The organism is Mesorhizobium sp. FG116 (assembly GCF_057809835.1).
This window is the reverse complement of sequence record NZ_JBMDKS010000036.1, coordinates 1-11892: the sequence shown is the minus strand read 5'-3', so window position 1 is coordinate 11892 and position 11892 is coordinate 1. Positions and strand designations below refer to the sequence as shown.

The following is an 11892-nucleotide window of genomic DNA, read 5'->3' as shown; positions in this document are numbered from 1 at the left end:
TGGCGGCTCGCGAGATGGGCAGGCGGGCAGTGAAGAAATCAGCGCTCCGCCGAAACCTTGCCGAACACTGTTTGCAGGAATTCGCCCAACCAGCGCTTCAGATGCATGTCCCATATCAAGCGCCCGCCGAGATGATCGCGACCGGGTTGAGCCCCGGGAAGCACGAAGCGGTGCGCCCCGCGCACCACCCAACGGTGCATCATCACTTGCGTCAACTCACTATGGAACTGAATGCCCCAGGCATTCTGGCCGTAGCGGAAGGCCTGGTTCGGATAGGCATCAGCGGTGGCAAGCAGTGTCGCGTCCTTCGGGAGCGAAAACCCTTCGCGATGGAACTGATAGACCATTTCCGGCCACTGCATCAGCTTCCTGCCTTCGTCGGTCGCCTTGAGCGGATACCAGCCGATTTCGACGAGCCCGTCGCCATGCCCCTCGACCTTGCCGCCAAGGTGATTGACCATCATCTGCGCGCCAAGGCAGATACCCAGCAGCGGCCTGTTCTCGCGCAAAGGTATCTTGAGCCAGTCGGTTTCGCGCTTGACGAAATCATCTGGATCGTTGGCGCTCATCGGACCACCGAAGACGACCGCACCGGCATGCTCATCCAGCGTATCAGGCAACACATCGCCCAGCGGAGGTCGTCTCACGTCAAGCTCGAAACCCTTCTCGACCAGCATGTGGCCGACGCGGCCGGAACTCGAAGTCTCCTGATGCAGAACGATCAGAATTTTCGGTCGAGGTCTGGCAAGCATGAGAGAAAGAGGTCCTGGATTCGATAAAGGGTATCACTCATTGCCCGATGCACCTGTTGCGCCGGGCACATTGGCCGCCGCTTTCCTGCGCGCCGCAATTCGATCCTCGCGCTCGACGCCGATCAGTTCGGCAACACGCCAAACGGTATTGTCCTCAAGTTCGTGCAATTCGCCATCGGCGTACACGACATCCCACATCAGGCCGACAAACGCCTTTCGGGCTTCGACATCGAGGTGCCGTTTCAGCACGCTGGTGAATGAATAAAGATCGACCGCATCGCGGTCGGCTTTCTCGCCTGCCTTAACCAGCTTCGCAAGCTCCTCGCCCCGCACGTCATAGGTCTCGGCCAACACCGCCTTGAAACGCTCCCACTCAGCGTCCTGCCGAACCCCATCGACGTCCATGACGTGAAAAAGCAGCGCGGATGCGGCGATGCGCGCATCGTCATCCACCCCCCGCCGGTCACTGCCGCCGGGCAAATCCTTGAGAAATGACAGCACACGATCGAGCATCGACTGATTCCCGTTCATCCGAAGCTACCCACAAGCGAAACGATCCGCAAATGCAGGGTTCAGAACGCTAAGATCAGAAAAGTTTGAAGCGGCCGGGCGCTGCCGCGACTTCCTCGTCAGGTTCGACACCAGGATCGTCGGGCAGGCGCAACGGATGATCCGCCGCGTCAGCCGCTTCTTCCGATACATGATTTGGGGAATCCACGACAATCGGCCCCGCGTTTGTGGCTTGACCCGACAAGCCCGTCGCGGGCCGGCCCTTGGCCTTTTCAACTGCCTTTGCTGGTAGATCGAACCCGTCTCCCTTTGCCGGCTCGCGCTCGCCCTCCGGAGCATCCGCCGACGATGCCGGAATGGCGAGTGAGATCTCTGGAGCGCTCGCCTGATTGTCGATCAACTGGCCGAGCCGTTCCGTTGGCGCACGCCATTCGAAAGCGTCGAGCTTACCAGTAACAGGAGAAAGCGGCGCCCATCGCTCGGAAACCACGCCGTCGGCAACCCAGACAGGGTCGCGCGGCGCGCGCACGGCCTTGGCCAGCCATTGCCTCACCTTGCCCTCGTCGCCCGTTTCAGCCTCCTCGATGTCGGCCAGAAGCAGATACGCCCCCTCGCGCCGATCGATACGGATGGCAGCTTCCGCCTCTGCCCTGGCGGCCCTGTAGTCTTGGGCGTCGAACGCAGCCCGCGCCACGGCAAGCGACGCCTCGGCGTTGTTCTTCTTCATGTCCTGCAGCTTGCGGGCGCGGCCGAGCCGGTCGAGCACGGCATCGCCGGGACGGGCATGCGTGTAAAGGTCGGCGATTGCCGGATGGGGTTCGGCGCGCCAAGCGGTCTCCAGCACCTTGGAGCCCTTGCGCACGTCGTTCTGCTGGAAGAGCACCTTGGCTGCGATGACCGCAGCCGGGACGAATTCCGGCTGCAGGCGATTGGCTTCCAGCGCGGCCGCCTTGGCTGCAACGGGGTCATGATCCATCAGTCCCTCGGCCTTGGCGGTCAAGAGCACTGCCCTACGGCGGTTGGCTGCGTCACGCTCGATCTGGTGGGTCGACTTCTGCGCATTGACCAAGGTCAGCGCACCATCCCAATCGCCACGCGCGGTAAGCTCCTCAAGCGTCGATTCCGCTGCCCAGGCAAGTTGAGGGGCTGCGGAGGCTGCACGGCCCGCATAATGGCGGGCGGCTGTCCTGTCACCCAGCCTCTGCGCTTCCAGGTAAAGTCCGCGCAGCCCAAGCAGTCGCATCTCGGGATCATCAAGCATCGCCTCGAATTTCTGCCGGGCGCCGTCATGGTCGCCCTCGAGCAGGGACGCTTGAGCTTCAAGAAGATAGATCAGAGGCTCCTGGTCGGAACGGATCAGCTTGGCGGCTTCCTTGCTCTTCTTGCGCGCCAGCGCGCCGTCGCCGGCACCGGCGGCAATCATGCCGGTGGACAAGGCCTGGTAACCGCGGTCCCTGCGCCGCACCCTGAAGTGCCGGGCGATGGCATAGGGGCTGTTCCAGACCGATTTGATCAGCCACCACGCAATCATGACCGCCGCAACCGCCGCGACGACCGCCACTGCGGCCACCATCAGGCTGACCTGATACTGGTAGCCGTCGAAGGTGACGACCATGTCGCCCGGCCTGTCGGCCAGCCAGGCAAAGCCAAGGCCAAGGCCGAATACGACAGCGAGGAAAAACAGGATCCGGATCATTGCCCGCGCCTCACGACTTCATTGCACTGGAAATCAGCGCATCGATCTGCGCTTCAACTTCCATGCGGGCTTTCAGCCTGCCGGCAAATTCCGCTCCTGCGACCTTTGCCGCGTCCGGCAGGCTCTCATATTCGGCAAGCGCCTTGGCATAGTCCACCTGCGTGACCGCCACCTCCATGCGCGCGACCGTCTCGGGAACGCCTGCACCCTCCACGGCACCGATGGGGCGAACCTTCACCAACGATTCCGCACTCGACATCAGGCGCTCGACAAAACCGGCATTCTGATCGACTGGCCTTGCAGCCGAGACCATCGCATTGGCCGCGGCATCTGTCTCTGCCGTGATCTCGGCGCGGGTCGGCACGCCTTTTTCGGCATAGGTTCGCAGCGTTGCCAGTTGCGGCGCGTCAGGTGCAATTGCAGCAAAGGTTTCGAGCTCGGCTGCGAACGGCGCGCCGCGATCAAGCGCCGACTTCAAAGCCGAGGCCGCAATCGCCAGCGCGATCTTGGGTTGCGAAGCCTGCGCCTCAACTGTGGTCGAAAGCGACGCGAAGGATTGTTCCAGGGACGTCAGCCGACCACTTTGTTCTGTCGCGGCGTCGGTTGCCGACTTGATCGATGCCTCCAGAGCAGAGAGCTTTTCGTTGACCGGCGCAAGATCGACCGGCTCAACCTTTGCCGCCTCGCCAAGCGCCGTAACCGCTGCCTCGACCTGCTGGACCTTGTCGTTCAGAGCGCCAAGCTCCGTGCCGTTTGCGGGTGTGCTTGCATCGACAGCCGATTTTAATGCCGAGAGGTCTGCCTTCACCTGATCCAGCCCCTGCGACAAGTCACCGATCCTAGCGGCCGCATCGCCACCGTTCTGCGATTCCGTAAGTGCGGTGATTTCCCTTTGCAGCGACGCGACCTGACTGTTCACGCCATCCAATGCGACGGAACCGGGTGTGCCGAGGATGCCGGCAAACTGAAGCGCACCGGCTCCGGCAAGAGCGATGACGCCACCCAGAATGCCTGCCGCGATGCCACTCCTGCCACTGCGCACGGCTCGTGGCTGGCGAGCACCAGCAGCACTTGGGCTGTCCGTCTTGCCCCAACTGGGCGACGGCTCACCAGACGCATTGCTCGAAGGCCATTCCGCCGCCGGCTTCGGAGGCTGGTCCTCGAAGGAATAGTCGAAACTGCTGCGCTCCGAGCCTTCCTTTGCCTCGGTAGTGTCCTCCGCAGCGACCGGAGCGGCGGCGTCATCCTTGCCATGACCGACGTCGTTGTCGATGACTGCATCCGATTGCGTTGCTTCTACAGCCGGCTCATCGTTTGAAGTTGACGTCTTGTCGTCAGCGATTCGCGAAACGGCGCCGGGCTCAAGCTCGATCGTCACCGGATCGCTTGCCCGTTTCGAATGGCGCGTTTTCGGCGTCTTCACCATGCCTGGCTCCCCAAAACTCGGTTCGTCTTTACCGCCAAGCGGCAATGGATTGCGAAAGAGGTCTATCACACCTCAAAGCCGTGAAAAGGGGCGGTGTGATGACGCGCCTCAGCGCCGAGCGCCCAAAAGCGTCAACAGCGCTTGCTCCGTTGGCTGCGCTGCCACCGATGCAGCGGCGCAAGCGTGCTGCCTCAACGCCGATGCAATTCTCTGCGAAAGAACAAAAAGACCTGCCCCTTCAAATAGATGGCGCGTTCCCGACCGCTCAGCCAGCACGCCGAAAGCATGAGCCGCCTTGGCCGAGTACAAGAGAACCGCATCTACGGGCCGATCAGCCAAATGAACGGAAACAGCCTCGTCAGAGTACTCCAAACTGACAGTATCGTAGCTCTCCAATGGATGGACCCTGACGCCTGAACCAGCCAACCGGTCCTCGAACCCGGCAAGGCGAACTCGTCCGCACAAATAGACCAAGCTCCCGGAAAAGGACGCGGCAATCTGGTCAGCCAATGCCAACGCTTCGCCTGGACCTTCACGAACAGAAGAAAACCCTGCTGACCTAGCAGCTTGAGCGGTTTTTGTTCCCACCGCATGGCACGGAAGGCTGGAGAGTGCGGAAAGCAGTTCAGGTGCGGCATGGCGAATTGCATTGGCGCTGGTGATGGCAACAGCGGCGGCATCACTCGGCACCGCACTTTGTTCTGGGAACAGTGGGATTGTGTCCGACAGCGGCAGCAACACCGGCTCGAAACCAAGTTCCGCCAGTTTCCGGGCCGTATGGCTGGCCCCTGGCTTAGGTCGCGTGATCAACACGCGACGCATGTCAGAACCAACCTTCGAAGAACTGCGAACCGGCCTTGGCGCGGATATCGGCCCCCGCTTGCCTGCCGATAGCTGCGGCATCCCCGGCTTGACCCTCCGCCGAAATCTCGTGCCAGAGAGTTCCATCCGGCGTGATGATCAGACCCTTGAAGGTCAGCCAGCCGTCCGAAACCGTCGCATAACCAGCGATGGGTGTCCTGCAGGAGCCGTCGAGCGAAGCCAGGAATGCGCGTTCGCAAGCCAGGGCCTGCCCGGTTTCTACGTGATGGATCGGCTGGAGCATCCGTGCAACCCTATCGTCGCCAATGCGGTTTTCAATGCTGATCGCCCCTTGGCCGGGCGCAGGCGGGAACGTATCCAGCGCCATCACATCGCTTGCAATATGATCCATCCCGAGTCGCCTCAAGCCGGCCAGCGCAAGTATCGTGCCTTCCGCAACGCCCTCGTCGAGCTTGCGCAAGCGCGTCTGCACATTGCCACGAAACAGCACCACATCGAGATCCGGCCTAATGCGGCGGATCAAGGCCTGCCTGCGTAGGGATGATGAACCAAGTTTCGCCCCCTTCGGCAGGTCGGCGATGGTCTTTGCAGTCTTGCCGATGAAGGCGTCGCGAGCGTCCTCTCGCGGCAGGAACGTGGAAAGCTGCAAGCCGTCGGGCAGCACGGTCGGCATGTCCTTGGACGAATGAACCGCAATATCGATGCGTCGATCGTAGAGCGCCTCTTCCAGTTCTTTGGTAAACAGGCCCTTGCCGCCGGCTTCGGACAACGGGCGGTTCTGGATGCGGTCGCCGGTGGTGGTGATCGGCACGATCTCGAACGCCGATTCAGGCAAATCGTGCGCCTTCATCAGCCTTGCGCGCGACTCATGCGCCTGCGCCATTGCAAGCTGGCTGGCGCGCGTTCCTATTTTCAATACAGTTTGCATGACGCGCGGTCCGTGATAACCCCCGGCTGGCAAGGCTTGGCAAGCTTCCTCCTATCGGGGAAAGCCCGGCCGGGCAATGTTGAAGGTTTGCGACGAATTGATCCGTGTACTGGGCATTGAGACAAGTTGCGACGAGACGGCAGCAAGCGTCGTCTCGTTGGCGAACGATTCGAAGCCCGAGATTCTTTCCAACATCGTATTGAGCCAGATTGAAGAGCATGCCGCGTTCGGTGGCGTCGTGCCCGAAATCGCGGCCCGCGCCCATGTCGAAGCGCTCGATGGCATCATCGAAGCCGCGCTTGCCGATGCCGGCGTTGACCTCTCCGATATCGACGCCGTGGCAGCGACTGCCGGACCGGGGCTGGTCGGCGGACTCATCGTCGGGTTGATGACGGCAAAAGCCATCGCATCAGCGGCGGGCAAGCCGCTCATCGCCATCAATCATCTCGAGGGCCATGCGCTGACCGCCCGGCTAACCGAAGGTATCGAATTTCCCTATCTCTTGCTGCTCGTATCCGGTGGCCACACCCAGATCGTACGGGTTGCCGGCGTTGGCGACTACCAGCGTTGGGCGACGACCATCGATGATGCCTTGGGTGAGGCTTTCGACAAGACGGCGAAGATGCTTGGCCTGCCCTATCCGGGCGGCCCCAATGTCGAAAAGGCTGCCGCTAACGGCGACGCCTCCCGTTTCAGCTTTCCACGGCCGATGAAGGGCTCCGCTCAGCCGGATTTCTCCTTCTCGGGCCTCAAGACCGCTGTGCGGCAGGCTGCAACGGCGATTGCCCCGCTGACCGAACAGGACGTTTGCGATATCTGCGCATCCTTCCAGCTAGCCGTTGCCGACGCCGTAACGGACCGCGTTTTGCGTGCGCTGAACCGCTTCCGCGAAGAATATCCGAACGCTACCGCGCCGGCATTAGTGGTTGCCGGTGGCGTAGCGGCCAATTTGGCAATCAAACAAGCGCTTGAGAAACTTTGCCTGCAGGGCGGGTTCCGTTTCGTTGCACCCCCTTTGAACCTTTGCACCGACAATGCCGCCATGATCGCCTGGGCAGGCATCGAGCATATCAACGCCGGCATCGACAACGACGACGACTTCGACTTCGTACCGCGCTCGCGCTGGCCGCTCGACACCATCTCGACGCCCATCGTTGGCTCAGGTCGGCGCGGAGCCAAGGCATGATGGCAAGCGATCCAACCATCTGGCGCACCACTGTGCTCGGCGGAGGAGCGTGGGGAACCGCACTGGGCCTCGCAATGCTGCGCGCCGGCCATTCGGTCAGGCTCTGGGCGCGCGACGCCGAAATGGTTGCGTCGATCACGCGCGGAGAAAATCCGCGTTACCTTCCAGATATCGCTCTCGATAAGGGAATCGCAGCCACAACCGATGTTAGCGAGGCGCTTGCGGACACCGATTGCGTGCTTGTGGTGACGCCGGCCCAGTCGCTGCGATCGATTCTGACGCAAGCCGCGCCGCATATCGGCAAAGGAACTCCGCTCGTCCTTTGCGCCAAGGGCATTGAACGCGAAACCGGCGCGCTTCTGTCCTCCATTGTCGCGGAGATGTTGCCTCACAACCCTGTCGCCATCCTCTCCGGTCCTAGCTTTGCGGTGGATGTTGCAAGAGGCCTGCCGACGGCAGTCGTGGTAGCGGCAAACGACGAAGCGTTGGCGACGGAACTAGCGGCCCGCTTTTCCGCGCAGAATTTGCGCTGCTATTCCAGCGACGACGTGACCGGCGTCGAAATTGGCGGTGCGCTGAAGAACGTCTTTGCCATCGCGGCGGGTGCGGTCACAGGTGCCGGCCTCGGCGCGAGCGCGCAGGCCGCGATGGTCACGCGCGGCTTCGTCGAATTGCGCCGCATCGGGGCGGCCTTTGGCGCAAGACCCGAAACGCTGATGGGCCTGTCCGGCCTCGGCGACCTGCTGCTTACCTGCTCTTCAACCCAGTCGCGCAACTTTGCCTATGGCCTTGCCTTGGGCCGTGGCGAATCCCTTGCCGGCCGGCCATTGGCCGAGGGTGTTGCGACCGCCTCAATCGCCGCACGCATCGCTGCCGAACACGGGGTCGATGCACCGATCATCTCGGCCGCCGCCGCCATTCTGGATGGCACGGTCACCATCGACCAAGCCGTATCGGCCCTGATGGCCCGGCCTTTGAAAAATGAACACGACCTTTAGACCTGACAAGGAGAATGTCCGAAAATGCTGTTCGCATTGATTTGCAAGGATAAGCCCGGTGCGCTGCAGATACGCATGGACACGCGACCCAACCACGTCGCCTTTTTGAACGGCCTGAACGACGAGAAGAAGCTTGCCTTCGCCGGACCCTTCCTGGACGCCGACGGCAAGTCCAACGGCAGTCTTGTCGTCATCGAGGCTGCGGATCAGGCAGATGCGGAAAAGATCGCGGCAAGCGATCCCTATGCAAAGGCAGGTCTGTTCCAGAGCGTCGAAATCCTGCCGTGGAACTGGGCTTTCAACAAGCCTGCGGCATAACGGCTCGAACAAGCCAACAACGGGGAGCGCAGAATGAACTACTGGCTGTTCAAGTCCGAGCCTTTCAAATTTTCCTTCGACCAGTTGAAGAAGCTGGGTTCCAAGGGCACGCAATGGGACGGCGTGCGCAACTATGCGGCACGCAACAACATGAAGGCGATGCAGGTCGGCGACCTCGGCTTTTTCTATCACTCCAACGAAGGCCTCAACATCGTCGGCATCGCCGAGGTGTGTGCGCTTGCCCATCACGACACGACCACCGACGACCCCCGCTGGGAATGCGTCGACATCCGAGCCGTCCGCGATGTGCCAACACCGCCGACGCTGGCCGACATCAAGGCCCATCCGAAGCTCTCGGAAATGGCTTTGGTGCGGCTCGGTCGCCTGTCCGTCCAGCCGGTGACACCGGCCGAGTGGAAGGAAGTCTGCCGCATGGGTGGCCTCGACCCGGCACCGTGAGGCTGACCCCGCAAACAGCCGAGCGCTTCATTCGCGACAACACCGCGCTGCTTGCCCCGCCGCATGTGCCGGAAATCGTGCTTCAACTTGCCGATGAGGCGCACGACCTTTGGCGACGGACCGAGGAAGAGCTGGCCGAAATCGGCCTGCCTCCGCCGTTCTGGGCCTTCGCGTGGGCTGGCGGCCAAGGTTTAGCCCGCTACGTTCTCGACCATCCCGAGACGGTTCGAGGCAAAAGAGTGCTCGACTTCGCGTCCGGCTCGGGCCTCGTCGCCATCGCCGCTGCCAAGGCAGGCGCTGCCGAGGTGACGGCCGCAGACATCGACCCGTTCTGCGAAACGGCGATCAGGTTGAACTCACAGGCCAATGCCGTCGATGTCGGCTTTGTCGGCACCGACTGCGTGGATACCGACGCAGGCTGGGACATCGTGCTGGCGGGCGACGTCTTCTACGAAAAGCCGTTCGCGGAGCGTCTCGTGCCGTGGTTCTCGGCGCTCGAAAACCGTGGCGCGACAATCATCGTCGGCGACCCGGGTCGGGCCTATTTGCCGAAATCCGGTTTCGAGAAACTGGCGGTGTACGAGGTGCCAGTCACCCGCGTGCTGGAAGATGCCGAGGTCAAGAAAACCACCGTCTGGCGGTTTGCCTCAACCGCTACCTGACGACTTTCAGCACCGTCCGATCCGAAAGGAGCGGCAGCAGCCGCGCCATGGTGCGCGCCGTGACAGCGACGCAACCCAGCGTCGGCGTGAAGCCTGGCCGCGCCAGATGGAAAAAGATGGCGCTGCCGCGACCGCGCCGGCGCGGCGCAATGTTCCAGTCGAGCACCAGGCAGGCGTCGTAGAGCCGGTCGTCGCGGCGCATCCGTTCATGGCTGGCACCGTAAGGGATGCGCACCGGGCGATTGTAGTTGCGGTCTTCTGGCACCTCGCACCAGCCAAGGTCCGGCCCGATCGGCGCCATCGGCAAGCGGGTCATGCGGCCCTTGGCAAAATGGTCGTTGCGAAAGTAGCCGCCGAGCAGGCGCATGGTGGCAAGCGGCGTCGCGCCATCGCCTTCGCGCTTGTTTGACGAAATGCCGCCCTTGCCGAGTGCGCAGGGAAACACCAGATTTCCGGCTTGCAGGAACCCTTTGCTCTGGTTGCCAGGTTTCGCACGGACAAGAAGGATTCGCAGACCCGAGCGGAAAGTTGCGTCCGCCACATTGCGCCCGCGATTTTTCAGGTATGATCTGGTCACGGGACAAATCACTTTGTTCGGCTGTTTTGCCGATCAGGTTCCGCAAAAATGGACAACGGTCAACTGATGGCTGCAAAAAACATTTCAAAACAACGGATTGATCCATGACTTCCAGGACCATACTGATTGTCGACGACGACGAAGATCTTCGTTCAACGCTCGTCGAGCAACTTTCGCTCTACGAGGAATTCGACGTGCTGCAGGAAGCGACTGCCGCCAAGGGCATGTCGGCTGCGCGCACGGGCCTCATCGACCTGCTCATCATGGATGTCGGCCTGCCCGATCTCGATGGCCGCGAGGCGGTCAAGATGCTGCGCAAGGGCGGCTACAAGGCGCCGATCATCATGCTGACCGGCCATGACACCGATTCGGACACCATCCTTGGCCTTGAAGCGGGCGCCAACGACTACGTCACCAAGCCGTTCCGGTTTGCCGTGCTGCTCGCACGCATCCGGGCGCAGTTGCGCCAGCATGAGCAGAGCGAGGACGCCACCTTCTCGGTCGGCGGCTACACCTTCAAGCCGAGCCAGAAGCTTCTGATCGACCAGCGCGGGGGCAAGGTACGGCTTACCGAAAAGGAAGCCTCGATCATCAAATATCTCTACCGCGCCGAACAGAAGGTGGTAACGCGCGATATTCTGCTCGAGGAAGTTTGGGGATACAATTCGGGCGTGACCACCCACACCCTGGAAACGCATGTCTATCGCTTGCGGCAGAAGATTGAACGCGATCCTTCCAACGCGGAAATTCTTGTGACGGAAAGCGGCGGCTACAAGCTTGTTCCTTAAGCAATTTGGCGTTTATTGACCAAGTGCGATTCGGGGCGGTGTCGCGCTAAGAGGGGAAGCGACCTGTCGGTACGGGGACATAGCTGATGGCGCTGGATGACGACATTCGCATCCTATCTGCCGTAGAACTGTTTGCGGATTTCACGCAGGAGCAGTTGCGCCTGCTTGCCTTTGGCGCAGAGACCACCGTTCTTCACGCCGACCGCAAGCTTTACCTCGAAGAAGACGAAGCCGATTGCGCCTACATCGTCGTCAGCGGCAGCATCGTGCTTTACCGGGAGGCGGACGAAAACCGCGTTCCCATCACCAATGCGGGCCCCGGTGCAATCCTTGGCGAACTGGCTTTGATCGCCGACACCAAGCGCCTGACCAGCGCCTCGGCAGCCACGGATTCCGAAGTGCTGCGCCTCAGCCGCAAGATGTTCCGGCGCATCCTCGAGGAATATCCAGACCTCGCCGCGCACCTGCACCAGCGCATCCTGGAGCAGTTCCAGGCGCTCATCGAGCGCATCGAACAGGTCGCACCGCGCTTCTCGGCCTGAGCTGATGGCTTGCACACACTTATTCATCGCCACGCTGCCTTTCGGCCCTGGGATTCCTTGCCCCGCCTTTAAGCTCTCTCGCTACGCTCGTCGCTGGCGGGGACCCCGAGGAATGGCCAGACGGCTGTCCAAGGCTCGTGATTTACCCTTGCCACGCCCGGATTCTCATCCGTCTGGCCATTGTCAAAGAACTGACCTCGATTGAGAGGTCGGGAGGACGGGCGGCCG

14 protein-coding genes are annotated in these 11892 nt (G+C 61.7%); 7 read left to right on the top strand and 7 right to left on the bottom strand.

Annotated features, from left to right (window positions below; translation table 11 throughout):
* Positions 1-38: 38 nt before the first annotated feature.
* From ACODTY_RS21170 to hemC, 6 genes are all read right to left on the bottom strand, one after another.
* Positions 39-752: a glutamine amidotransferase gene (locus tag ACODTY_RS21170; RefSeq protein WP_488996172.1), complete on the bottom strand. Its 714-nt coding sequence runs from the start codon at positions 750-752 to the stop codon at positions 39-41.
* Positions 753-785: 33 nt separating this feature from the next.
* Positions 786-1265 carry a tellurite resistance TerB family protein gene (locus ACODTY_RS21165; RefSeq protein WP_488996171.1) on the bottom strand — a complete coding sequence of 160 codons (480 nt, stop codon included), beginning with the start codon at positions 1263-1265 and terminating at the stop codon, positions 786-788.
* A 73-nt stretch (positions 1266-1338) separates the two neighbouring features.
* A complete protein-coding gene (locus ACODTY_RS21160) occupies positions 1339-2958 on the bottom strand; it encodes a heme biosynthesis protein HemY (RefSeq protein ID WP_488996170.1) in 1620 nt (539 codons plus the stop codon).
* 10 nt (positions 2959-2968) lie between these two features.
* On the bottom strand, positions 2969-4384 hold the full coding sequence (locus ACODTY_RS21155) for a COG4223 family protein (RefSeq protein WP_488996169.1): 1416 nt from the start codon (positions 4382-4384) through the stop codon (positions 2969-2971).
* A gap of 108 nt (positions 4385-4492) precedes the next feature.
* A complete protein-coding gene (locus ACODTY_RS21150) occupies positions 4493-5206 on the bottom strand; it encodes a uroporphyrinogen-III synthase (protein ID WP_488996168.1) in 714 nt (237 codons plus the stop codon).
* 1 nt (position 5207) lies between these two features.
* Positions 5208-6134, bottom strand: coding sequence for a hydroxymethylbilane synthase (hemC, locus tag ACODTY_RS21145; protein ID WP_488996167.1), 927 nt, complete (start codon positions 6132-6134; stop codon positions 5208-5210).
* A 76-nt stretch (positions 6135-6210) separates the two neighbouring features.
* Between hemC and tsaD the strand changes: the two genes are divergently transcribed.
* The 5 genes from tsaD to ACODTY_RS21120 are packed head-to-tail and all read left to right on the top strand — an operon-like array spanning position 6211 to position 9757.
* On the top strand, positions 6211-7320 hold the full coding sequence (gene tsaD, locus ACODTY_RS21140) for a tRNA (adenosine(37)-N6)-threonylcarbamoyltransferase complex transferase subunit TsaD (RefSeq protein ID WP_488996166.1): 1110 nt from the start codon (positions 6211-6213) through the stop codon (positions 7318-7320).
* Positions 7317-8318 (top strand): NAD(P)H-dependent glycerol-3-phosphate dehydrogenase, encoded by a 1002-nt coding sequence (locus tag ACODTY_RS21135; protein WP_488996165.1) that lies wholly within the window; start codon positions 7317-7319, stop codon positions 8316-8318. Before tsaD ends, ACODTY_RS21135 begins: the two co-directional genes overlap by 4 nt.
* A gap of 24 nt (positions 8319-8342) precedes the next feature.
* On the top strand, positions 8343-8636 hold the full coding sequence (locus tag ACODTY_RS21130; protein ID WP_488996164.1) for a YciI-like protein: 294 nt from the start codon (positions 8343-8345) through the stop codon (positions 8634-8636).
* A 33-nt stretch (positions 8637-8669) separates the two neighbouring features.
* Positions 8670-9095, top strand: coding sequence for an EVE domain-containing protein (locus tag ACODTY_RS21125; protein WP_488996163.1), 426 nt, complete (start codon positions 8670-8672; stop codon positions 9093-9095).
* A gap of 2 nt (positions 9096-9097) precedes the next feature.
* Positions 9098-9757 carry a class I SAM-dependent methyltransferase gene (locus ACODTY_RS21120; protein WP_488996200.1) on the top strand — a complete coding sequence of 220 codons (660 nt, stop codon included), beginning with the start codon at positions 9098-9100 and terminating at the stop codon, positions 9755-9757.
* On the opposite strand, the gene ACODTY_RS21115 is transcribed toward ACODTY_RS21120, so the two are convergent.
* Complete coding sequence (locus ACODTY_RS21115; protein WP_488996199.1) at positions 9750-10298, bottom strand: L,D-transpeptidase family protein; 549 nt, start codon at positions 10296-10298, stop codon at positions 9750-9752. The two genes, ACODTY_RS21120 and ACODTY_RS21115, sit on opposite strands and share 8 nt — an antisense overlap.
* Positions 10299-10438: 140 nt before the next feature.
* Between ACODTY_RS21115 and ACODTY_RS21110 the strand changes: the two genes are divergently transcribed.
* Together ACODTY_RS21110 and ACODTY_RS21105 are read left to right on the top strand one after the other, a co-directional pair.
* Entirely contained in the window at positions 10439-11122 is a 684-nt protein-coding gene (locus ACODTY_RS21110; protein WP_056237167.1) for a response regulator transcription factor, read from the top strand.
* Positions 11123-11208: 86 nt separating this feature from the next.
* Positions 11209-11664 carry a cyclic nucleotide-binding domain-containing protein gene (locus ACODTY_RS21105; protein WP_488996162.1) on the top strand — a complete coding sequence of 152 codons (456 nt, stop codon included), beginning with the start codon at positions 11209-11211 and terminating at the stop codon, positions 11662-11664.
* Positions 11665-11892 lie beyond the last annotated feature (228 nt).